Raw genomic sequence first — 21968 nt, forward strand, 5'->3', positions numbered from 1 at the left:
CGCCCCCGACTGTTGGGTAACGTGCCAGCCATGGCGTCCCCCGAGCACGATGGCGTGCACCAGATCTGCGACAGCTACGTCGACGACTTCGCCGCGGCGAACCCGATCATGGCCACCCTGATCGGGCTCCCCGGGCACGACCGCAGGCTGCCCGACCTGTCCCCCGAGGGCAACGCCGCGCGCGGCGAGATCGCCCGGTCGGCACTGGCCGCGATCGGCCGCGCCGAGCCCGCGGACACCGGCGCGGCCAACGCCAAGGCCGTCTTCACCGAGCGGGTCGGCCTCCAGGTCGAACTGCACGACGCGGGCGAGTACGACGCGGACCTCAACGTGATCACCAGCCCGCCGCAGGACGTGCGGCAGGCGTTCGACCTGATGCCCACCGAGACCACCGAGGACTGGGCGACGCTCGCCGCCCGCCTGGCGGCCGTGCCGGAGGCGATGGCGGGTTACCAGGTGTCCCTGCGCGAGGCGGCCGCGCGCGGCGACATCGCCGCCCTGCGCCAGGTCGTCAAGGTCGCCGAGCAGTGCCGCACCTGGGCGGGCGGCGGCGGCCGGGCGTCCTACTTCACGGACCTGGTCCAGGGCGCCAAGGTCGACGACGCCCTGCGCTCGGACCTCGACGCCGCCGCCCGCGCGGCGAGCGGCGCCTACGGCGCACTGGCCGACTTCCTCACCGACGAACTCGCGGGCAAGGCCCCCACCGAGGACGCGGTGGGCGAAGAGCGCTACCGGTTGTGGTCCCGCGAGTTCACCGGTGCCAGCCTGGACCTGTTCGAGGCCTACGAGTGGGGCTGGGCCGAGTTCGCCCGCCTCGAGGCGGAGATGAAGGAGGTCGCGGGCCGCATTTCCCCCGGGTCCACCATCGCCGAGGCCGCGGCGCTGCTGGACAACGACCCGCGCTACCGGGTCCAGGGCCAGCGAGCACTCGAAGAGTGGATGCAGCGCCTTTCCGACCAGGCCCTGTCGGATCTGCGTGGCGTGCACTTCGAGATCCCCGACCCGATGATGCGACTCGAGTGCAAGATCGCCCCGCCCGGCGGCGGTGTTGGTGCTTACTACACGGGTCCGACCGATGACTGGACCCGACCGGGGCGCATGTGGTGGTCGGTTCCGGCTGACCGGGAGGACTTCTCGACTTGGCGGGAAGTCACGACGGTCTATCACGAGGGTGTTCCCGGGCACCACCTCCAGATCGCCACCGCGGTGTACCAGGCGGCGAGCCTGAACAAGTTCCAGCGACTCCTGGCTTGGGTCCCCGCTTATGGCGAGGGCTGGGCGCTCTACGCGGAACGCCTCATGCGGGAGTTCGGCTACTTGTCGGACGATGGTGACCTGCTGGGAATGCTGGACGCGCACATTTTCCGGGCGGCCCGGGTGATCGTGGACATCGGCATGCACCTGAAGCTGGAAATCCCTCGCGGAACCGGGTTCCACGAGGGGGAGCGGTGGACCCCGGAACTGGGCCTGGAGTTCCTGCTGACCCGGACGATCACCGACCCGGCACACGTGCACGACGAGATCGACCGGTACCTGGGATGGCCCGGGCAGGCGCCGACTTACAAGCTGGGGGAGCGGCTCTGGCTGCAGGCCCGGGACGAGGTGAAGGCCCGGCGTGGGGATGCCTTCGACCTGAAGGCCTTCCACCAGGACGCCCTGGAGATGGGCGCGATGGGGCTGGACACCCTGCGGGAGCGCCTGGCGGCTTTCTGAGCCTTTTCGTTGCCGTTTGTGTCGCGATGTGGCGGCGCGTCTGCTCGATCGGGTGGAGTGGTGTGCCTGGTGCCCCTAAAGAAATGAGGCGCGGTGGGTAAAGCGGGTGGGGAAGGGATCCACCCACTCGCCGGTCCGCTTAGCGCCCATTTCTTCTCCAGACACACCACTCCACCCGATCGAGCATTACCAGAGTGCTTGGCGGCTGGGTGTTTACCGTTTGAGGAAGTCCGATTAAGCGGGCTCGGCCCCGTGGTGCGGGTTAGTAATTATCGGCGTTCGCTAGACCGTTTATGGGAGCCGTACGTCTGCAATTCCGCGCAGCAAGTCGTCTGGGTCCGGAATGCTGTAAGTGGCATGCGGTTCGCCAAGCCACGTCCGCTCGATCTGTACCCCGGTATGCTCTTCCAGCAATGTGATACAGGTCGAGCGGATGTGCCTGTCGTCCAGGAATTCGCTGCCGGTCAGCCAGGCCGGGTACACCTCACCGCTGCGCGGTTGGTCGTCCGCGGGTTCGAGGTAGACCGGATCGAACAAGGCGCTCACCGTGCCGTCGTTCGCCGCCAGCACCTGGAAGGCGGACGGGCTCCAGTAGACGCTGAAGAAGTGGCCACCGTTCGCCGACTGGCGCCGGGCGATCTCGGCGATGCTGGACGCCCAGCCGTTGGGCTCGATGACGAGGACGGCACCCGGGAGTTGGCGAACGCAGATGATCCCGCCGTCGTCGAAGTGCTGGTTGCGCCAAGTCTTGGCGCTCGCGTAGTCCATGGGGCCAAGCGGCTTCGACACGTCGCCGCCGTAGGTGGCCACCACCTCGTCGAGCGTCCTGCCGTTGATGACGGCTACCGACCAGTCGATGTCCAGGGCGTCATCGAGCCAGCGGTACCGCTCACTCAGGCTTGGCACGATTGATCCTCAAGACCAACCGCGCCCGCGGCGGCTACCGCGACCAGCGCGAGCCTGCCGACTGTCTTGGTGGCCATTGGTCGTTCCCCTGGATCCAAGCGACCCGGCGAGCGCTGTGGGTGCAAGGAGTGTCGCAGGCAGGACTGACAGTGCCAGGCGAAGCTGGGGCATCTGTGTAGCCCGTAAGAGGAGCGGCGGGGCCAGGACTAGCGGATCGGAGCCGTTGGGATCAGAGCGGCAAGGTTCTGCCCAGTACGCCGAAGGGTCTTGGGTCGCCTGCGAACTGGTAGTGCCTGAGCACGTCCTGGAACTCCAGCCGCCGGTAGAGGCTCCATGCTTTGGACGGGCCTTCCGGTGTCGAGAGCAGGACTTTCCCGTTCGTCGCGCCCGCCACCAGCCTGCGGACCAGTTCGTTGCCGATGCCCTGGCCCTGGGTGTCCGGGAGGACGTGCAGTTCGGTGAGTTCGAAGTAGTCCGTCATCCACGTCTCGGCCACCTCGTGGCCGCGGTGTTCGGTGACGCCTCGCTTCACCTGTTCGTGCCACCACTGGCCTGGTGCGCCCTGGTAGCCGTAGGCGACGCCGAGCATCCTGTTGTCGGCGTCGAGGGCGACCACTGATCGCCAGCCCGCGCGGAGCATGTGGGCGAGCCACATGGGGGCGCGCTGTTCCGCCGTGCCCTTGGGGTAGCGCATGGCGGTGACGTAGAGCGACAGTGCCTCGCGGAGCCGGGCCCGCAGCTCGTCGCCGGTCAGGTCGGCGAAGCGGGCGACGCTGGGGGAGGGGGCGGCGGTCACGAGGACGGATCATCCTCCAGTGCCGCGACCCGCGCAGCCGTGCCCCCGGTGAGTCGGAGGAGATCGGCGTAGGTCGTGGGGAAGACCGACTTCGGGTGGCCCGCCGCCGCCCACACCACCTCGTAGTCGGCCAGGTGGGTGTCGACCAGGGTGGTGAGCGGGGTGGGGTGGCCGATCGGGGCGACCCCGCCGATGGCGTGGCCGGTGTGCGCGCGGACGAAGGCCGGGTCGGCGCGGCGGACGTCGTCGGCCCCGGTCAGCTCCGCCAGTCGCCCGGTGTCGGCGCGGTGGGCGCCGGAGGTGAGGGCGAGCAGGGGGCGGTCCTCGGTGCCGTGCCGGGCGATGAAGACCAGGCTGTTCGCGATCGCGCCCACCTCGATGCCCAGGGCCGCGGCGGCTTGGGCGGCGGTGCGGGCGTCGTTGTCGAGGACGCGGATGCCGTCGGCTGAGGCCGGTAGGCCCGCGGCGCGCAGGGCGGTCGCTGTGTCGCTCACCGCACGGTGGTCGAGGGTGCTCACCAGCCCATCACATCACTTCCCGGGCTGGTGGTGGCAACCGGTCCTCGACGTCACACCCGTTCCCGCTTGAAGCCGCGCTCACCCCGGGTTACGCTTGCGGTGTTCGAACACCAGTTCGAACTATGCCCGGTGGTGGGGCGGGGGAAGCGCCTCACCACCGGGCGCCGCCGGCTTCCCCTCGGCGTGTCGTCCGCAGTGACGTCTTCACCCGCGAGGAGGCCCCGATGACCAGCACCCTGGACTTCCCCGTCACCCAGGCACCACCCCCGTCGGCGGTGTCCCTGCTCCGGCACGCCGAGCAGGGACTGGCCGCGATCGCCCCGGGCGCCAGTCCGGCGCAGCGGTTCGCCGAGTCCTACCTGTGCGCCCTGCGCGCCGCGGCCGCGTTGCTCGCCCTGCGCGGGCGGCCGCACCGCGGTCGGGCGAAGCCGACCAGTGTGTGGACCCTGTTGTCCTCGGTCGCGCCGGAGATGCGCGAGTGGGCGGCGTTCTTCGCCTCCTGCTCGGCCACCCGGGCCGCGGTGCAGGCGGGCATCACCAGCCGGGTCGGGCCGCGGGCGGCCGACGACCTGCACCGGCAGGCCGCGCAGTTCACCGGCCTGGTCCACCGCGCCGTGCACGGCACCGGACGGTGACCGCGCTGATCGACGACGACCGGCTGCTCGACGTCCTGGAGGCCGAGGGCACGCTGCTCGCGGCGTCGGCCGAGGGCGCCGACCACGACCGGCCGGTGCTCAGCTGCCCGGGGCTGACGCTGGGCGAGACGGTGCGCCACGTGGGCAGCGTCTACCGGATGGCGGTCACCTGGATCCGCACCGGCGACCGGCCGACGCGCTGGCAGCGCCAGCCGGACGACGGCCAGTCCGTGGAGGACTACCTGCGCGACGGTCTGCGGGTCCTGCTGGGCGAGCTCGAGGCGCACCGCGCGGACGAGCCGTGCCCCAGCTGGCACCCGGACGCCCGGCACTACGGGTTCTGGCGGCGGCGGATGGCGCACGAGAGCACGGTGCACCGCGTGGACGTGCAGTCCGCCGCCGGTGGCGAGGTCGCCGAGGTGGCCGAGGAGGTGGCCGTCGACGGTGTGGACGAGGCGTTGACCCTGTGGTTCACCCACCGGCTCGCCGTGCTCGGCGTCTCCGGCACCCGCCGGGCCTCCGTGGCCGTGCGCACCGCTGGGCACACCTGGCTGACGGAGGTCACCACGGACTCCACCGCGGCCGCCCCGGTCCCGCCGCTGGCCGCCTCGACCGCCGACGCGACGGTCACCGCCCGCCCGCAAGAGCTCTACCTGTGGCTGTGGGGCAGGCGCGCGGTGTTCGGCAAGGACATCCAGACCGAGGGGGACGTGGACGCGGTCGCGCAGCTGTGGGCGCTGCTGCGGCTGGCCACCCGGTGACCCGGGCCCCGCCGCGGTCCCCTGCGCCGCGGCGGGCCCCGGCCCAGGGGTGTGAACAGCGAAGACCCCGGCCCCACCGGGAACAGGACTACGGTGTCGCATATGTCCACCCGCCTGGCGAGCCTCGTGATCGATGCACGCGACCCGGCGACCTGCGCGCAGTTCTGGTACATCATGCTGGGCGGCACGGCCACCCCGCAGCGCTCGGGCAGTCACCGGCTGGTCGCCCCTGACCTGGGCGGATGCGGGATAGACCTGGTCTTCGCCCCGGCGCACCGCGGCAAGGCGGTGAAGAACCGGATCCACCTCGACCTGGCCACCGAGAGCCCGCACGAGTACCAGGTGCTCACCTCGCTGGCCGCCGACGTCGGCGCCCGCGAGGTCAACGTCGGCCAGGGGCCCGGGGTGCCGTGGACGGTCTTCCGCGACCCGGAGGGCAACGAGTTCTGCATCCTCGAGCCCGGCGACCTCTACCACCACACCGGCCCGCTGGCCGCGATCGTCGTCGACTGCGCCGAACCGGCCGCGCTGGCCGCGTTCTGGACCACCGCCACCGGGTGGCCGCTGCTGCACGCCGAGGAGAACTCGGCGGCGCTGCGCGCGGGGCAGGAGAGCGGCCCGTGGCTGGAGTTCCTGCGCGTCCCCGAGGCCAAGCGCGGCCCGAACCGGATCAGGTTCGACCTGGCCGCCACGGAGGGTGAGCAGGACACCGCTCGATTACTCGATCTGGGTGCGGTTCGCACCGAAGAGGCCCTCGCGGATCCCGAGGGCAACGAGTTCCGCCTCCTGCCCGCGCACGTGCACTCCTGAGCCGTGCAGCGGATCGGGTCGCTCGGTCCGTCTACCCGGTAGCGGCGAAAGGGCGGGCATGACGTTCGACGAGTACGTCCGGGACCACGGGCAGGCGCTCTTGCGGTTCGCCTACCTGTTGACCGGTGACCGTCACCTGGCCGAGGACTTGGCGCAGACCGCGTTGCTGAAGGCCCACGACCGCTGGCGGCGGGTAACCGCGGCGGATAGGCCCGACGCCTACATCCGCCGGATCTTGGTCAACGCCCACCTCGACTGGCGGCGCAAGCGCTCGAGCACGGAGACCCCGGTAGCACCCGGCGACGCGTGGTTCACCGCGGCGCGCACTGCGGATCATGCTGAAGAGGTCGCCGCACGGGCTCTTACGTGGAGCGTGCTGGCAACGCTGCCACCCCGACAGCGCGCGGTGTTGGTATTGCGTTTTTACGAAGACTGCGACGACAGGGCTATCGCGGAGTTGTTGGGCTGCACTGAGGGAACGGTGCGCTCGCAAGCGTCCCGCGCGCTGGCGTCGCTGCGGGCGTCGTGGTCGGTGCGGGAGGAAGGAACGACCGTGGTGGGTGATCGCGATGAGTGACGCCGAGCGGCGGCTGCGCGAGGTCTTCGCCGAGGGCGCCGGGCACGCGCCCAGCGCGGACGGCCTGGCGGCGGCGGTCCACGGCCGGATCCACCGCAGGCGCAGGCGCCGCACGGTGGCGGCCGCGGCGGCCGTGGTCGTGTTGGCGATCGGCGGCGGCATCGCGGTGACGCGGACGGTCGAGCCGATGGAGACCTCGGCGGCGGGCGCGGCGGCGCCGCGGTCGGCGGGGACCCTGGTCGGGACGTGGCGTCCGATCGAGGTCGCCGCGATGGGTCTGGTGGACGACAACGCGATGCGGCGGAACCCGCCGAACATCGAGTTCACCGCGGACGGCCAGTGGACGGCGTCGGACGGCTGCAACACGTCGGCGGGCCGGTACGAGCAGTCCCCGACCTTCAGCGCCCGCACGACGCGCCCGACCACCTTGATCGGCTGCGACAACGTCCCCAACGAGGATGTCCTGGTCCGCGCGACCGGCTATGACCTGATTGGCGACCGACTGGTCTTCCACGGCGAGGGGGGCGAGGTGCTGGGCACGTACCAGCGGGTGAACGTCTGACCTGTGCACTAGCGTCCGCCCCATGCCCACGCGCTTGGTGAATGTCGTCGTCGCTGCCGCGGACCCGCCCGCGCTCGCCCGCTTCTGGTCGGACCTGCTCGGCTGGAAGATCACCTTGGAGGAGGGCGGGGAGGTGGACGTTTCGGCCCCCGCCGAGGACGGCTGGACGATGGACCTGGTGTTCGTCCCGGTCGCGGAGCCGAAGACGGTGAAGAACCGCGTGCACCTGGACCTGTCGACGACGTCGGCGACGGACCAGGACGCGGTGGTCCGCCGAGCGGTGTCGCTGGGCGCGACGCACGTGGACCTGGGCCAGGAGTCGATCCCGTGGGTGGTGCTGGCGGACCCGGAGGGGAATGAGTTCTGCGTCCTGGAGCCGCGCCCGGAGTACGCGGACACGGGGTCGGTGGCGGCGATCGTGGTGGACTCCCACGACCCCGGTGCCCTGGCCACCTTCTGGGCGGCGGCGACGGGCTGGCGGATCGTGCGGGACGACCCGGGCTTCGCCTCCCTGCACGCCGTGGACGGGCACGGTCCCTGGCTGGAGTTCTTACGCCTGGACGACGAGAAGACGGTGCAGAACCGCGTGCACCTGGATGTCGCGGGCGAAGAGGGCGACGACCAGCAGGCGGCGGTGGAGGACTTGATTGCCCGTGGGGCAACGCGGTTGGACGTGGGTCAGGGGGACGTGCCGTGGGTGGTGCTGACGGACCCGGAGGGGAACGAGTTCTGCGTGCTCACCTCGCGCGGAGCACGCGAACCAGGTGCGTGAGGGCGGAGCGGGGGAGGGCGAGCGGTCGGCCACCGGGATCCTTGGAATCCCTCAGTGCGGCGGCTTCAGCGGGGAAGGCAACCTGAACGCAGTTGACATCCTCACTGAAGGAACTCTTCCGCCAGGCCAAGCCCATCATGCTCCCTCGTGCCACCGCTGAGAGTGACCGCCTGGTCGGCGATCAACTTTCGCGATTCTCCCACGTTGAGGGCAATCCCAGCCAGCGATCTTGCGGTCGTGCGGTAGGCGTCGGTGGTCTGCTTGCGCTCCAGGAACAGCGCCGATGTCTCGTTCTCGATGAACACCACCGGGTGTAGTTCGGTGAACTCCATGAGGTGGAAGGGGCGCCGCGCGGCGTGGAATCCCGCTGAGTCGGAGATGACCCGAATCGCGATGCCGCTCCGCACGGAAAGCCGGAGGAGCTCGTGTAGTTGATCACGCATGATGTCCCGCCCCGGGCCGTGGCGGCGGATCACGTATTCGTCGATGAAGAAGTTGAACTGCGGGTGGGCCTTCCTGTTCAGCAGGTCCTTCCGGCGTTGGCGCACCAGCACCCGCTCGCTGAGCTCGTCCTCGGGGATGGCCCTGGCGGACCGCAGGAGATCGCGGGTGTACTCGGCGGTCTGCAGCAAGCCCGGGATGAAGCTGGTCTCGAAACAAGTGATCGAGATCGCCGAGTCCTCGTAGTCGCTGAGCGTCAGGATCTCGACGGGCAGGCGGTCATCGCAGTCCTGCCACCACCCTGGCTTGCCCGCCTCGCCGGTCAACTTGAGCAGGTTGTCCCGGGCCGGGCCCTTGATCCCGCACACCGCGAGGATCGCTGCCACGTCCACCTCGAACACGCCCCGTGTCCCACGGAACATGCGTGTCAGCTTCGATTCCGTGAAACCGAGCTTCTCGGCCAACACCTTGCCGCTGTAGCCCGCTGCCTCTGTTGCCCTGCGCAGTGCCAAGCCCAGCTCGCGGCTCCGCACGGTCGATCGCCTGCCCTCCATGGCGCAACCATAGGGGCTGATCGGCCCCGGACGAGTTGCTCCTGGTCGAAATCATCCGATCGGTGGTCGCTTGTCCCAGGGGCATCAGGCTCGCAGGCGTAACCCCTTTGGCGTAGCGCGGAAGCCGGCGTCGCGCAGGACGGTGGCCAGTGTCGAGGTCAGGGCTATCTCGCCGTCCGCCTTCTCCACCGACAGTGACCCGAGCCAGCCTTCCCGGACCGCTCTGGACAACGCCTCCGCGGCTGCCTTCAGGGCCACGTCATCATCAGTGAACGACAGCAGTGTCCGGCCGCCTCGTTCCACGTACAACACCGGGACTCCGTCCGACAGCACCGCCAACGCTCCCGCTTTCCTTCCAGGACGGTGCTTTCCCTCGCCGACCGGGTCCGGCCAGTCCAGGGCGGCGCCGTAGGGCTGGGCCGGGTCGGCAGCGGCCAAGACCACCGCCGTCGGCGTGCGGTCGGCACCCGGTCGGGGTGGTGGGACTGGTTCCGGTAGCGACAGTGACGACAGGAAATCGTTGTCGGGTGGGGGAAGTGGTGTGGTCCCACTGTCTGGTTTGGACAATGCTCGCAGTCGGTCTACCGCGCCGCGGGCGGCGAACTGGGAAGCGCCCAGGCCCTCCACGACATACCCGCGGATGATCTGGCCGGACTCCTCCATCGCGCGCAGCACCTTGTAGATCCCGCTGAAACCACCCGTCACCCGCTCGGTGTCGAGGGCGCCCCTGGTCAGGACTCCGTGCCGTTCCAGGAAAGCCTCGGCCCGGGCGTGGGCCCGCCTCGTCGGATCGGCCTCGCGGGGGACCGTCAGGGACCACCGCCCACCGACGGTGGGCGGGCCGGTGCGGCTCGGCATGGTGGGTCTCGCCGTGCGCAGTCGGGCGTAGCGGCCGCGGGGTGCGCTCGCGCGAGGTTTGTGGGCAGCGCCCTTTCCCGCGACCAGCGACCGCAGGGGTGCGATGGTGTCGTTGGTGACCATGCCGCCCCACACCAGGTCCCACAGCGCGGTGACCACGTCCGGGTCGTTCGGTGCCTCGGCGCCGCCGTCGAGCAGCACCGCGCTCGCCCGGTCGACCACCTGGCGGAAGAACAGCGCGCCACCGTCCAAAGCAGACAGCACGGCCCCGTGCAGGGGCGTGTCCGGTACCGCTTCCTCGACCTCCGGCAACAGCAGGTCGGCCACATCCGTTGGTGCCAGGGCGATCCAGCCATCACCACCGGCCAGGGAACCGCTGCCGCACCAGGTGACCTCGCCCGCCGCCGTCAGCTCGTCCAGCAGCGCGGGCGAGTACCCGGGCAGCCTGGCGGGCAGGACCAGCGACTCCAGTGCGCTCGCCGGGAGCGGCGCGCCCGCGAGCTGCTCCACCACGGTCAGCACGTCGTCGGCCGTCGGCGCCGACCGCAACCGCCTGCCGATGCCGTGCCAGCTCGGCAGGAACCGGCCCAGGGCAGCGGGCTCCACCGGCTCGACCTCGGCCCGCAGGCGGGCCAGCGAGGTCCGCCGGAGCCTGCGCAGCACCTCGGCGTCGCAGTACTCGGTGTGCGTCCCACCGGGACGCAGCTCGCCGCGCACCAGCCTGCCGGTGCCCGCGAGCCGCTCCAGCACCCCGGTCACCACCGACACGCCCAGACCGAACCTGGCCGCCGCCTCCGCCGCCGGGAACGGCCCGTGGGTGCGCGCGTACCGGGCCAGCAGGTCGCCCACCGGGTCGGCCACCGGCTCGGTGAACGCCTCCGGCACACCCACCGGCAGCGCCGTGCCCAGCGCGTCGCGCACCCGGCCCGCGTCCTCGATCGCGAGGTAGCGCTCGTCGCCCGCGATCCGCACCAGCAGGGCGCGCCGCGCGCTCGCCAACTCCGCCAACCACTCCGGGCGCACACCGCGCTCGGCCGCCTCGGCCACCGACAGGTCGCCCAGGAAGCGCAACAGGTCGGCGGCGTCCTCGGCGTGCCGGGCGTGCCGCTGCGGGTCGAGCCGCTGCAGCGACCGCTCCACCTCGGCCAGCACCTCGGGGTCGAGCAGCTCGCGGATCGCCTCCGACCCCAGCAGCTCGGCCAGCAGCGCGCTGTCCAGCGACAGCGCCGCCGCCCGCCGCTCGGCCAGCGGGACGTCCACGCCGTAGAGGAACATCCCCACGTACCCGAACAGCAGGCTCCGCGCGAACGGCGACGCCGACTGCGTCTGCACCTCCACCATCCGCACCTTGCGCGCCCGTACATCCGACATCAGCTCGCGCAGGCCCGCCACGTCGTAGACGTCCTGCAGGCACTCGCGCATCGCCTCCAGCACGACCGGGAACCGCTCGTACTTCGCCGCCACCGACAACAGCTGCGCCGACCGCTGCCGCTGCTGCCACAGCGGGGTCCGGCGCCGGGGATCGCGCCGGGGCAGCAGCAGCGACCGGGACGCGCACTCGCGGAACCGGGAGGCGAACAGCGCCGACCCGCCCACCTCGGCGACCACGATCTGCTCGACCTCGTCGGGGTCCAGCAGCACGTCCTCCACCCCCGCGACGACCTCTTGGCCCGCGTCGTCGACCGCGTCCGGCAGCCGCACCACGATGCCGTCGTCGGAGTGCGCGATCTGCGCCTCGACCCCGCGCCGCTCACGCAGCCGCGCGCCGATCGCCAACGCCCACGGCGCGTTCACCTGCGCGCCGAACGGGGAGTGCACCACCAGCCGCCAGTCGCCCAGCTCGTCGCGGAAGCGCTCCACCAGGATCGTGCGGTCGTCGGGGATGTGCCGCGTCGACTCGCGCTGCTCGCCCAGGTAGGCCAAGAGGTTGTCGGTGGCCCACTCGTCCAGCCCCGCGCGCGTGGCCCGCTCGCGCGCCGCCACTGGGTCCAAAGAGGACAGTTCGCGGACGAACTTGCCCAGCGCCCGACCGAGTTCCAACGGCCGACCCGGCGCGTCGCCCTTCCAGAACGGCATCCGCGCGGGCTCGCCCGGCGCGGGCGTGACGATCACCCGGTCGTGGGTGATGTCCTGCACCCGCCACGACGAGGTGCCCAGCAGGAACGTGTCGCCCACCCGGGACTCGTAGACCATCTCCTCGTCCAGCTCGCCCACCCGGGACCCGGCGCCGCGCTCGTCCGGCGGGGTCATCACGGTGAACAGCCCGCGGTCGGGGATCGTGCCGCCGGAGGTGACCGCCAACCGCTGCGCCCCCGGGCGCCCGCGCAGCTCGCCGCTGACCCGGTCCCAGGTGATCCGCGGCCGCAGCTCGCCGAACTCCTCGCTCGGGTAGCGCCCGGCCAGCATGTCGAGCACCGAGTACAGCGCCGAGTCCGGCAGCGAGGCGTACGGCGCGGCCCGCCGCACCAGTGTCGCCAGCTCCTCGACCCCCCACGGCTCCAGCGCCACCATCGCCACGATGTGCTGGGCCAGCACGTCGAGCGGGTTGCGCGGGTAGCGCACCGCCTCGATCGCGCCCTGCGCCATCCGCTCGGCCACCACCGCGCAGGACACCAGGTCGCCGCGGAACTTCGGGAACATCACCCCGCGCGAGACCGCGCCCACCTGGTGCCCGGCGCGGCCCACCCGCTGCAGGCCCGCGGCCACCGTCGGCGGCGCCTCGATCTGCACCACCAGGTCGACCGCGCCCATGTCGATGCCCAGCTCCAGCGACGAGGTGGCCACCACGCAGGGCAGCCGCCCGGACTTCAGGTCCTCCTCGACCAGGGTGCGCTGCTCGCGCGACATCGACCCGTGGTGCGCCCGGGCGACCACCGGCTCCGCGCCGGTCGTCAGCCCGGACTGGCCGATCGCCTGGGCCGGGAACCGGTCGAGCTGCTGGACCTCCTCCGCGGCCAGTTCGTTGAGCCGGGCGGTCATCCGCTCGGCCAGCCGCCGCGAGTTCGAGAAGACGATGGTGGACCGGTGCGCGCGCACCAGCTCCAGCACCCGCCGCTCGACCTTCGGCCAGATCGACGCCTGCGCCGGTGCCTCCGGCGCGTCCGGGTCGACCGGCGTCGCGGGCCCCTCGGACAGGCTCGCCATGTCCTCGACCGGGACCTCGACCCGGACCTCGATCGTCTTGCCGATCTTGGGCTGCACCAGGGTGACCGGCCGCCCGCCGCCGAGGAACCCGCTCACCTCCTCGACCGGCCGCACCGTCGCGGAGAGCCCGATGCGCTGCGCGGGCCGCTCCAGCAGGGCGTCCAACCGCTCCAGCGACAGGGCCAGGTGCGACCCGCGCTTGGCGCCCGCGACCGCGTGCACCTCGTCGACGATCACCGTCTCCACCCCGCGCAGCGACTCCCGGGCGGCCGAGGTGAGCAGCAGGAACAGCGACTCCGGCGTCGTGACCAGCACGTCCGGCGGGGTCCGGGCGAACGAGCGGCGCTCGTCGGCCGGGGTGTCGCCGGTGCGCATGCCCACGGTGATGTCCGGTTCGCGTAGATCCAACCGGTGGGCCGCTTGCCGGATTCCGGCGAGGGGAGCCCGCAGGTTGCGCTGCACGTCCACCGCGAGCGCCTTGAGCGGGGACACGTAGAGCACTCGGCAGCGGCGCTTCGGGTCTTCCGGCACACCCTCGTGCGCCAGCCTGTCGAGCGCCCAGAGGAAAGCGGCCAGCGTCTTGCCGGAACCCGTTGGTGCCACCACAAGGGCGTGCTCTCCCGCGGCGGCCGCCCGCCACGCGCCGACCTGGGCGTCGGTGGGCGCGGCGAAGGCGCCGCCGAACCAGTGCCTGGTCGGAGCCGTGAAGAGGTCGAGCACTTCGGTGGTCACCGGTCCATGGTTACCCCTGGGCACCGACAGCGCCATGCCCCCGGCGGCGCCTGTGGACAACTTCGGTGAGTGTCCACTCGGAACCTCGCTGTGTTCGCCGTGGGCGGACAGGGCGGACCTGGGTACGGTATGGGTCCGGTGGCGGCGGCCGGGTGGCCGGGAGATCTTGGGAGACCCGGCCCACGGGGCGTATCGCGCATGGGAGCATCTGCGACATCACCCCGGGGGGATGTGTGGTGGGGTTTTGATGAGGGGAGAGCAGTGAACGTCCTGTCGGTCGATCTCGGCACGTCGAACACCGTCGCGGTGCTGTCCGCGCACGGCCGCCCGCCCCGGGTGGTCGACGTCGACGGGGCGTCGATGATGCCCTCGGCCGTGTTCGCGGGCGAGGACGGCACCCTGGTCGTCGGCCGCGACGCCGAGCGCCGCGCGCGCCTGGACCCCTCCCGCTTCGAGCCCAACCCCAAGCGCCGCGTCGACGAGGGCACGCTGCTCTTGGGCGACACCGTCGTCCCCGTGACCGACGCCCTCGCGGGCGTCTTGCGCCGAGTCGTCGACGAGACCTCCCGCCAACTCGGCGGTAAGAAGCCCGAAGAGGTCCGCCTCACCCACCCCGCGCAGTGGGGTCCCGTGCGCCGCAACGTGCTGCTGTCCGCCGCGCGCCAGGCGGGCTCCGGCTCCAACCTGGTGCTGGTCCCCGAGCCGGTCGCCGCGGCCGCGCACTTCGCGTCCTTCCCCGGTCAGACCCTCGCCCCCGGCCAGGCGCTCGCCGTCTACGACCTCGGTGCGGGCACCTTCGACGTCGCCATCGTCGGCGCGACCCAGAACGGGTTCGTGGTCTTAGCCGAGGCGGGCCTGCCGGATCTCGGTGGGCTCGACGTCGACCAAGCCCTGCTCGAGCACGTGGGCCGCCAGGTCTCCAACCGCGACCCGGCGGGCTGGCAGCGCCTCTTGCGGCCGCAGTCGACCGGCGACCGCCGTGCACAGCGCGCACTGCGCGAGGACGTCAAGGCGTCCAAGGAAGCGCTGTCGCGTCACCCCCAGACCGAGGTCCCCCTGCCGGAACCGTTCGACGACGTCTTGGTCACGCGCGTCGAGCTGGAGGCTCTTATCCGGCCGGGCATGCTTCGCAGTGTGGAGCTCTTGGCCGCCACCATCCGCTCCACGGGGATGACCCCCGACCGTCTGGTCGGCATCTACCTGGTCGGCGGGTCCAGCCGCATCCCGCTGGTCGCGACGTTGATCGCGGAGAACCTGCGGGTCGTGCCGACCAGCCTCGACCAGCCCGAGACCGCGGTGGCCCTCGGCGCGCACCACGTGCCGCAAGAGGGCATCACCATGCGCACGGGCGACCTGAGCAGCACCATCGACGGCGTCAACCGCGCCCGCGCGATGGTCCCCCCGCGTACCGCCGGTTTCACCGCGCAGGGCCCGCAGTCCGGCGCGACTCCCGTGCAGCAGTTCCCGCAGACCGGTGCGACCCCGGCCCAGAAGTTCCCCCAGACCGGTGGAACCCCCGCGCAGCAGTTCCCCCAGAGCGGCCCCCAGCGGGTCGCGCAGAACCCGCCGTCGCGGCCGATCCCGGTGCAGAGCCCGCCGTCGGTCCCGACGCCCGTGCAGCGCCCGCTCGTGCCCCAGCAGGCCATCCCCCCGCAGCCGCCTCGGGAACAGCGGAACTCGAACAAGATGTGGTACATGGCCACGGCCATCGTCGCCGTCGTGGTGGTGGGCATCGTCAGCATCATCATCGCGACCTCGGGCAGTTCCGGCGGCGGCCTGACCGCCGACTGCAGCGACATGACCGTCGACGGCAGCGGGTTCACCCCGTGCATGCGCGAGGTCGCGGGCCACGTCGCCGACCTGGACTGCTCGGCGGGCATGAACTTCACCGGCAACGCCGTCCGCACCCCGGGCGCCACCGCGGCCACCTGCAAGCTCGACGACGGCTACTCGATCCTCTACTACCACTTCAGCAACAGCGACCTCGCCCAGCAGAACATCGACGCCGCGTTCGCCTCCATCCCGCAGACCGGCGAGACCAAGTCGGGTGAGTGGAGCGGCAGCGGTAAGTCCGGCAAGTACCAGGCGGCCGACCTGGGCTACGGCAGCGGCCTGCTGATGTTCACCGTCGCCGACACCCCGATCATGGGCACCGTGGTGCGGATCTCGACCAGCGGCAAGTCCGACTCCGACGTGGTCACCTACTTCAACGAGAACATCAAGCCCGGAAGCGGTGGCGCCTGACCCATGCGCGTTCTGTCGGTCGACCTGGGCACGTCCAACACCGTCGCGGTGCTGTCCGCGCACGGCCTGCCACCCCGGGTGGTGGAGGTCGACGGGGCGGCCACCATGCCGTCGGCGGTGTTCGCCGCCGAGGACGGCACCCTGGTGGTCGGCCGCGACGCCGAGCGGCGGGCGCGGCTGGACCCGTCCCGGTTCGAGCCCAACCCCAAGCGCCGGGTCGACGAGGGCACGCTGCTGCTCGGTGACGTCGTGGTGCCGGTCGCCGAGGCGCTGGCCGCCGTGCTGCGCCGGGTGGCCGAGGAGACCAAGCGGCAGCTCAACGGCGCTCTCCCCGACGAGGTGCGCCTCACCCACCCCGCGCAGTGGGGTCCGGTGCGGCGCAACGTGCTGCTGTCCGCGGCGCGGCTCGCGGGGATGGGGTCGTCGCTCGTGCTGGTCCCCGAGCCGGTCGCCGCCGCCGCGCACTTCGCCGGGTTGGGGCACGCGTTGCCCGCCGGTCATGCGCTCGCCGTGTACGACCTCGGCGCGGGCACCTTCGACGTCGCCGTTGTCGCGGCCACGCAGAACGGGTTCTCGGTCTTGGCCGAGAACGGCCTACCGGACCTGGGTGGGCTGGACGTCGACCAAGCCCTCTTGGAGCACGTCGGTCGGTCTGTGTCGCACCGCGACCCGCGCGGGTGGCAGCACCTCTTGCGGCCGGAGACCACCGCGGACCGTCGTGCGCGGCGCGCGCTGCAAGAGGACGTGAAGGCCGCCAAGGAAGCGCTGTCGCGGCACCCGCAGACCGAGGTGCCGATGCCGGTGCCCTTCGACGACGTCTTGGTCACGCGCGTGGAGCTGGAAGCTCTTATCCGGCCCAGCCTCTTGCGCAGTGTCGAGGTTCTTACCGCCACCATCCGCGCTACGGGTCTTACGCCTGATCGGTTGGCAGGCATCTACCTTGTCGGTGGGTCGAGCCGGATCCCGCTCGTCGCGACCCTGATCGCGGAGCAGTTGCGGATCGTGCCGACGAGCCTGGACCAGCCCGAGACCGCCGTGGCACTGGGCGCCCACTTGGTGACCCGCGAGGGCATCAGCATGCGCACGGGCAGCGTCGCGCACACCCCGCCGAGCGGTTCGTTCCCGACTTCGAGCCAGCTCCCGCAGTCAGGTCAGCTCCCGCAAACCGGCCAGCTCGCGCAGTCTGGCCAGCTCTCACAGCCTGGCCAGCTCGCGCAGCCGGGTACCGGTCAGCTCCCGCAGTCCGGCCCGCCGAGCGGTTCGTTCCCGCAGGCGGGTCCGTCCAGCGGAGCCTTCCCGCAGCAGGGCTACCCCCTGCAGGCGCACTTCCCGACGCCTCCCCGCGCGGACACGCCCAAGTCGCGCAAAAAGCTCACCCTGGTGATCGCGGCGGGGGTGGCGCTCGTCTTGGCCGTCGTCGCGGGGATCTTCCTGCTCAAGCCGAGCGACGACCTCCCCACCGCCGCGTCCTGCCAGACCGAGGGGACCAAGGACGGTCAGGGCTTCACCGCGTGCCTGCGCCAGTTGGCCGGTGGCGTCGCCGACAGTGGGAAGTGCGCGGCAGGCGAATCACCCGCCGACGTCACCTGCGGGCTCGCCGACTCCTACCGCGTCAACTACGCCCAGGTGGGTTCGCAGGACGAGGCCAAGGCGCTGTTCGAGTCCGAGATCGGCGCGATGACCGAGGGCGACCACGTGCTGGCCGACTGGAAGGGCAACGGCCTCGAGGGCTCGTTCCGCGCGGGGGTCAGCGGCGGCAGCGGGGTCTTGGTCTTCACCGTCAAGGACCGGCCGCTGGTCGGCTGGCTCTCCCGCACGCAGGCGCGCGACGACTTCACCCCGGACGCCATGGCCGACTTCTTCGCCGCGAGCGTCCAGCCCGGGACCTCCTGAGCCCGGAGCCCCCAGCCCTCAGCGCCTGCGGTTCCGGTTGCGCAGGGCGACCAGCCCGGTCACCAGGGCCGCCACCAGCACGGCGATCCCGACGATGTCGAGCCACACCTGTTCGGTGGCGGTCGGTCCCTCGATCTGCAGCGCGAGCATCAGCATGCCCCGATTATGCGGATCCGGCGGCGCCTACACTCGGCCCCGATGCGAATCACCGCCTTCCGAGCCATGCTCGCCGACGAGCTCGGTGCCCAGCGCGCCGACACCATCGCCCGCGACCACGTCTTCGGCGCCCTCGGGAACCGCACGGTCGACCAGGCGCTGGACGCGGGCATCGCGCCCAAGGAGATCTGGCAGGCGGTCTGCGACGCCTTCGACGTGCCACCGGAACGCCGCTGACCGGCGTGTCGGTCGGACAGGTCGAACACGTGTTCACTACACTCCCATCCACAACGGCTCCGTTCGTCCACAGACCGGCGGTGCCCACCGACAATCGTCGGTCCCTGCCCGTAGCGTTCCGGCCGTGAGCACCAAACAGACTCGAGGTGGATCGAAGATGGCACCAGCACCCGACCGGGACAAGGCGCTCGAACTCGCCCTGGCCCAGATCGACAAGAACTTCGGCAAGGGCTCGGTGATGCGGCTGGGCGAGGAGGGCCGCGCGCCGATCGCCGTCATCCCGACCGGCGCCATCGCCCTGGACGTGGCGCTGGGCATCGGCGGCCTGCCCCGCGGCCGGGTGGTGGAGATCTACGGCCCGGAGTCCTCCGGTAAGACCACGGTCGCCCTGCACGCGGTGGCCAACGCCCAGCGCCAGGGCGGCATCGCGGCGTTCATCGACGCCGAGCACGCGCTCGACCCGGAGTACGCCAAGAACCTCGGGGTCGACACCGACGCGCTGCTGGTCTCCCAGCCGGACACCGGCGAGCAGGCGCTGGAGATCGCCGACATGCTGATCCGATCCGGCGCGCTGGACATCATCGTGATCGACTCGGTGGCCGCCCTGGTGCCGCGCGCCGAGATCGAGGGCGAGATGGGCGACAACCACGTCGGCCTGCAGGCCCGCTTGATGAGCCAGGCGCTGCGCAAGATCACCGGTGCGATGAGCAACTCGGGCACCACCGCGATCTTCATCAACCAGCTGCGCGAGAAGATCGGCGTGATGTTCGGGTCCCCGGAGACCACGACCGGTGGCAAGGCGCTGAAGTTCTACGCCTCGGTCCGCCTCGACGTCCGCCGCATCGAGACCCTCAAGGACGGCGGCGAGCCGGTCGGCAACCGCACCCGGGTCAAGGTCGTGAAGAACAAGGTCGCGCCGCCGTTCAAGCAGGCCGAGTTCGACATCCTCTACGGCAAGGGCATCAGCCGCGAGGGCTCGCTCATCGACATGGGCGTCGACCAGGCCATCCTGCGCAAGTCGGGCGCCTGGTACACCTACGAGGGCGACCAGCTGGGGCAGGGCAAGGAGAACGCCCGCAAGTTCCTGCTGGAGAACCCCGACGTGGCCGACGAGATCGAGAAGCGGATCAAGGAGAAGCTCGGCATCGGCGCCAAGCTCGACGCCGACGAGACCGCCCCGGCCCCCGTCGAGTTCTGATGCCCGGCCCCGGCCGCGAGCACCCGTCCCGGGAGGCGAGCCCGACCACGGACTCGCCCTCCGGGTCCCCGGCCGCGGCCTGGTGGGACGACCCGGAGCCGGAGCAGGAGCCGCCCGCCGAACCGGCCCCCGCCGGGTGGTGGGCCACCCCGGCCACCCGCCCGGCCACCGACCCGGTCCCCATCGCGTGGTCGGAGCCGGACGACGGCGCGACCCGCGCCGAGGCCGACACGGTGGCCGCCGGCGGGCACACCGAGCCGACCACCGCGGATTCCGCCGACTGGTGGGCCGACTCGCGCCCCTCAGCACGCGCGCCGAAGGCGGTCGCGGCAGGGAAGTCCCGGCCCAGACGCGGCGCTTCCACCGCGGCGGACACAAAGTCCACAAAAGACACGGCGGTCACCGAGGGTGCAGCGGCCACGGAGGCCGCAGAAGACACAGCGGCCACGGAGTCCATAGGGGACACTGCTCGGTCCGCCCGGAAACCGTTGTCCCGCAAGCAGTCTGGCGTGGGCGAGAAGCCTGCGGAGTCGGATTCCGCTCTGTCGTCGACCAGGGTCGGTGGGCGCCCGCTGTCGGGCGAGGAGCAACTGGAAGCGTTGCGGCGCCAGGTGTCCCGGCTGGCTCCGCGTCCGGCTGGGCAGCCGCGCGACGAGCCGAGGGCCGCGCCCAAGCGGCGGAGCAGCCGCCCGGCCGCGGATGAGCGCGCGGAGGCGAACTCGACCGCCGACGCCGTGGAGGAAGCCCGACCGACGAGGCATGGACGCACCGACCGAGCGCCTTCCGAGCGGCAGGCCGGTGCGCGCGCGGAAGTGAACTTACCTGTCGACCCCGTGGCGGAAACCCAACCAAAGCGGCGGAGACGCCCCGACCGAGCGCCCTTCGAGCGACCGTCCGCGGATCGCGCGAGCAGGCGCGAGAAGCGGGAGAGCGCTGAGGAGGATCCGGCGGCCAAGGCGCGGGACATCTGCTACCGGCAGCTCGCCGTGCGCGACCGCACGCGCGTCGAGCTGGAGCAGGTGTTGCGGCGCAAGGAGATCCCCGACGACATCGCCCAGGCCGTCATCGACAAGTTCGACGCCGCCGGGCTGATCAACGACGCCGCGTTCGCCGAGAGCTGGGTCCGCTCCCGGCACGAGCACCGCGGTCTGGGTCGCCGGGCGCTGGCCAACGAGCTGCGCCGCAAGGGGGTCGACGACGCCATCGTCGCCGAAGCCGTCGAGGCGGTCGACAACGACGCCGAGGCCGAGCGCGCGGGCGCCCTGGTGCGCAAGAAGCTCGGCTCCGTGCGCAACCTCGAGGACCAGGTGAAGATCCGCCGCTTGGTCGCCATGCTCGCCCGCCGCGGCTACGCCGAGGGCATGGCCTACCGCGTCGTCCGCGCCGAGCTGGACTCCGACGCCGCCGACGCGCTGGACACCCTCCCCGACTGAACGACACCCCACCTCGGCGCTTGGGCACGGACTCTTGCTCCGCCCCTGAATGCCTTCCACCGACGTCTCAGCGCGAGCGTGGGTGCCCGTTGGGATGCCCCCAGGACCGGCACCGCACCGCTCAGACAACGCCTCCCGCGCCCGGACGGACCGCCGGATGTCTCGCCGGTGGCGGCCGCGCCTGAGCGCTCAGCCGACGCCTCAGCGCCCCGCGCAGGCTTCCCGCTCCGGATTCCCCGAACGGGCCTCCAGCTCACTGGGACGGCAGTCCAGGAGCGGCCGATCCACAGCCCCGAGCGGGCTCACCCGGAGACCTGAAGCACCCGCTCGGCGGGGACTTCGGGCGGTGCACACTTCAGTCACGCGCTGTGTTCACCGGGGCGGTGTGGTGTGATCGGCGACGCACTTTTTCCGGCTACCCCGGTCAGCGCCGACGGGCCTTGAGGGCCGGCCACAGTGGTCAGTCTCACAGCACCACCTTCGTGGCCCCTTCCCTTGGCGCGCAACGGTTCCACCTGCGCGAACGGATCTTCAACCGCGCGACCTGTGCGCGAGATCACACCCGTTGACCATGGTCGGTAGTGGGTCGGTGACCCACCGGCACGTCGCTTGTGGTACTTGTCACATCTGCCGTTGCAAGGCACAGTCGGCGACGAGCGAGGCCTGATCCACCGACGGCGACAACCGGATCAGGGCGTTCGCGAACGGGACCCGCGTACGGAGGTGCGACATGTCGAGTACGGAGATCAGTGAGCTGCAGCGGACCATCGGCCAGCTGCGGCATTGCGTCGGTGCGCTACGAGCCCGCTACGGCGACATCCCCGCCGTGCGCAGGCTCGCCAACGACATCGAGCGGATCGACATCGACGCCGCCGACTTCAGCGCCACGCCCACGGCGCCGGTGCCCAGGCAGGCCGCCGACGCCGAGGTCGTCGTCATCCCGGACACCCCGTACGACCCGGCGCTCTGGCACGGCGCCGACGACGAGGGAGTCGGCGGCTACCAGCGCTAGACCCCACCACAGCTCA

The 21968-nt window shown here is 71.6% G+C and carries 20 protein-coding genes; 13 read left to right on the top strand and 7 right to left on the bottom strand.

Annotated elements, in window-relative coordinates; genetic code table 11:
* Positions 1-30: 30 nt before the first annotated feature.
* Positions 31-1713, top strand: a complete 1683-nt coding sequence (locus QSK30_RS11020) for a DUF885 domain-containing protein (protein WP_285501960.1) — start codon at positions 31-33, stop codon at positions 1711-1713.
* A 291-nt stretch (positions 1714-2004) separates the two neighbouring features.
* Here the strand turns inward: QSK30_RS11020 and QSK30_RS11025 are convergent, their stop codons facing one another.
* From QSK30_RS11025 to QSK30_RS11035, 3 genes are all read right to left on the bottom strand, one after another.
* Positions 2005-2619: a hypothetical protein gene (locus QSK30_RS11025; RefSeq protein ID WP_285501961.1), complete on the bottom strand. Its 615-nt coding sequence runs from the start codon at positions 2617-2619 to the stop codon at positions 2005-2007.
* 229 nt (positions 2620-2848) lie between these two features.
* Complete coding sequence (locus tag QSK30_RS11030) at positions 2849-3415, bottom strand: GNAT family N-acetyltransferase (RefSeq protein WP_285501963.1); 567 nt, start codon at positions 3413-3415, stop codon at positions 2849-2851.
* Positions 3412-3933: a YbaK/EbsC family protein gene (locus QSK30_RS11035; RefSeq protein ID WP_285501964.1), complete on the bottom strand. Its 522-nt coding sequence runs from the start codon at positions 3931-3933 to the stop codon at positions 3412-3414. Before QSK30_RS11035 ends, QSK30_RS11030 begins: the two co-directional genes overlap by 4 nt.
* 224 nt (positions 3934-4157) lie before the next feature.
* On the opposite strand from QSK30_RS11035, the gene QSK30_RS11040 reads away from it, so the two are divergent.
* From QSK30_RS11040 to QSK30_RS11065, 6 genes are all read left to right on the top strand, one after another.
* Positions 4158-4568 carry an SAV_6107 family HEPN domain-containing protein gene (locus QSK30_RS11040; protein ID WP_285501966.1) on the top strand — a complete coding sequence of 137 codons (411 nt, stop codon included), beginning with the start codon at positions 4158-4160 and terminating at the stop codon, positions 4566-4568.
* Complete coding sequence (locus QSK30_RS11045) at positions 4565-5329, top strand: maleylpyruvate isomerase N-terminal domain-containing protein (protein WP_285501967.1); 765 nt, start codon at positions 4565-4567, stop codon at positions 5327-5329. The genes QSK30_RS11040 and QSK30_RS11045 overlap by 4 nt, the downstream gene beginning before the upstream one ends.
* 102 nt (positions 5330-5431) lie before the next feature.
* Positions 5432-6139, top strand: coding sequence for a VOC family protein (locus QSK30_RS11050; RefSeq protein ID WP_285501968.1), 708 nt, complete (start codon positions 5432-5434; stop codon positions 6137-6139).
* 58 nt (positions 6140-6197) lie between these two features.
* Positions 6198-6716 carry a SigE family RNA polymerase sigma factor gene (locus QSK30_RS11055; RefSeq protein WP_285501969.1) on the top strand — a complete coding sequence of 173 codons (519 nt, stop codon included), beginning with the start codon at positions 6198-6200 and terminating at the stop codon, positions 6714-6716.
* On the top strand, positions 6709-7278 hold the full coding sequence (locus tag QSK30_RS11060) for an META domain-containing protein (RefSeq protein WP_285501971.1): 570 nt from the start codon (positions 6709-6711) through the stop codon (positions 7276-7278). The genes QSK30_RS11055 and QSK30_RS11060 overlap by 8 nt, the downstream gene beginning before the upstream one ends.
* Positions 7279-7300: 22 nt before the next feature.
* Positions 7301-8050, top strand: a complete 750-nt coding sequence (locus QSK30_RS11065) for a VOC family protein (RefSeq protein WP_285501972.1) — start codon at positions 7301-7303, stop codon at positions 8048-8050.
* On the opposite strand, the gene QSK30_RS11070 is transcribed toward QSK30_RS11065, so the two are convergent.
* The 3 genes from QSK30_RS11070 to QSK30_RS11080 all read right to left on the bottom strand — a co-directional run bounded on the left by QSK30_RS11070 (position 8016) and on the right by QSK30_RS11080 (position 13815).
* On the bottom strand, positions 8016-8189 hold the full coding sequence (locus tag QSK30_RS11070) for a DUF397 domain-containing protein (protein ID WP_285501974.1): 174 nt from the start codon (positions 8187-8189) through the stop codon (positions 8016-8018). The two genes, QSK30_RS11065 and QSK30_RS11070, sit on opposite strands and share 35 nt — an antisense overlap.
* Positions 8152-9045, bottom strand: a complete 894-nt coding sequence (locus QSK30_RS11075) for a helix-turn-helix domain-containing protein (protein WP_285501976.1) — start codon at positions 9043-9045, stop codon at positions 8152-8154. Before QSK30_RS11075 ends, QSK30_RS11070 begins: the two co-directional genes overlap by 38 nt.
* 84 nt (positions 9046-9129) lie before the next feature.
* The gene (locus QSK30_RS11080; protein ID WP_285502222.1) at positions 9130-13815 is read right to left on the bottom strand and encodes an ATP-dependent helicase; all 4686 of its coding nucleotides are present in this window, start codon (positions 13813-13815) and stop codon (positions 9130-9132) included.
* A gap of 225 nt (positions 13816-14040) precedes the next feature.
* On the opposite strand from QSK30_RS11080, the gene QSK30_RS11085 reads away from it, so the two are divergent.
* Entirely contained in the window at positions 14041-16023 is a 1983-nt protein-coding gene (locus tag QSK30_RS11085; protein WP_285501978.1) for an Hsp70 family protein, read from the top strand.
* A 3-nt stretch (positions 16024-16026) separates the two neighbouring features.
* Complete coding sequence (locus tag QSK30_RS11090) at positions 16027-17916, top strand: Hsp70 family protein (protein ID WP_285501980.1); 1890 nt, start codon at positions 16027-16029, stop codon at positions 17914-17916.
* An 18-nt stretch (positions 17917-17934) separates the two neighbouring features.
* Here QSK30_RS11090 and QSK30_RS11095 read toward each other — a convergent pair whose 3' ends face one another.
* Complete coding sequence (locus tag QSK30_RS11095; protein WP_285501982.1) at positions 17935-18072, bottom strand: hypothetical protein; 138 nt, start codon at positions 18070-18072, stop codon at positions 17935-17937.
* Between the two features lie 42 nt (positions 18073-18114).
* Here QSK30_RS11095 and QSK30_RS11100 point away from each other — a divergent pair, with 42 nt between their 5' ends.
* From QSK30_RS11100 to QSK30_RS11115, 4 genes are all read left to right on the top strand, one after another.
* On the top strand, positions 18115-18309 hold the full coding sequence (locus tag QSK30_RS11100; protein ID WP_285501983.1) for a DUF3046 domain-containing protein: 195 nt from the start codon (positions 18115-18117) through the stop codon (positions 18307-18309).
* A gap of 157 nt (positions 18310-18466) precedes the next feature.
* Entirely contained in the window at positions 18467-19507 is a 1041-nt protein-coding gene (gene recA / locus QSK30_RS11105; protein WP_285501985.1) for a recombinase RecA, read from the top strand.
* The gene (locus QSK30_RS36830) at positions 19507-20940 is read left to right on the top strand and encodes a RecX family transcriptional regulator (RefSeq protein WP_352231563.1); all 1434 of its coding nucleotides are present in this window, start codon (positions 19507-19509) and stop codon (positions 20938-20940) included. Before recA ends, QSK30_RS36830 begins: the two co-directional genes overlap by 1 nt.
* Positions 20941-21670: 730 nt before the next feature.
* A complete protein-coding gene (locus QSK30_RS11115; RefSeq protein WP_285501987.1) occupies positions 21671-21952 on the top strand; it encodes an Rv0250c family protein in 282 nt (93 codons plus the stop codon).
* The last annotated feature ends 16 nt before the right edge of the window (positions 21953-21968 follow it).

The organism is Actinokineospora sp. NBRC 105648, assembly GCF_030269645.1.
In the GTDB taxonomy this organism is placed as follows: Bacteria; Actinomycetota; Actinomycetes; order Mycobacteriales; family Pseudonocardiaceae; genus Actinokineospora.

Coding starts and splice junctions, on each gene's coding strand:
- recA (WP_285501985.1), top strand. CDS start 18,467: ATGGCACCAGCACCCGACCGGGACAAGGCGCTCGAACTCGCCCTGGCC.
- QSK30_RS11070 (WP_285501974.1), bottom strand. CDS start 8,189: ATGATGGGCTTGGCCTGGCGGAAGAGTTCCTTCAGTGAGGATGTCAAC.
- QSK30_RS11055 (WP_285501969.1), top strand. CDS start 6,198: ATGACGTTCGACGAGTACGTCCGGGACCACGGGCAGGCGCTCTTGCGG.
- QSK30_RS11080 (WP_285502222.1), bottom strand. CDS start 13,815: ATGGCGCTGTCGGTGCCCAGGGGTAACCATGGACCGGTGACCACCGAA.
- QSK30_RS11065 (WP_285501972.1), top strand. CDS start 7,301: ATGCCCACGCGCTTGGTGAATGTCGTCGTCGCTGCCGCGGACCCGCCC.
- QSK30_RS11020 (WP_285501960.1), top strand. CDS start 31: ATGGCGTCCCCCGAGCACGATGGCGTGCACCAGATCTGCGACAGCTAC.
- QSK30_RS11100 (WP_285501983.1), top strand. CDS start 18,115: ATGCGAATCACCGCCTTCCGAGCCATGCTCGCCGACGAGCTCGGTGCC.
- QSK30_RS11075 (WP_285501976.1), bottom strand. CDS start 9,045: ATGGAGGGCAGGCGATCGACCGTGCGGAGCCGCGAGCTGGGCTTGGCA.
- QSK30_RS11095 (WP_285501982.1), bottom strand. CDS start 18,072: ATGCTGATGCTCGCGCTGCAGATCGAGGGACCGACCGCCACCGAACAG.
- QSK30_RS11090 (WP_285501980.1), top strand. CDS start 16,027: ATGCGCGTTCTGTCGGTCGACCTGGGCACGTCCAACACCGTCGCGGTG.
- QSK30_RS36830 (WP_352231563.1), top strand. CDS start 19,507: ATGCCCGGCCCCGGCCGCGAGCACCCGTCCCGGGAGGCGAGCCCGACC.
- QSK30_RS11115 (WP_285501987.1), top strand. CDS start 21,671: ATGTCGAGTACGGAGATCAGTGAGCTGCAGCGGACCATCGGCCAGCTG.
- QSK30_RS11040 (WP_285501966.1), top strand. CDS start 4,158: ATGACCAGCACCCTGGACTTCCCCGTCACCCAGGCACCACCCCCGTCG.
- QSK30_RS11060 (WP_285501971.1), top strand. CDS start 6,709: ATGAGTGACGCCGAGCGGCGGCTGCGCGAGGTCTTCGCCGAGGGCGCC.
- QSK30_RS11050 (WP_285501968.1), top strand. CDS start 5,432: ATGTCCACCCGCCTGGCGAGCCTCGTGATCGATGCACGCGACCCGGCG.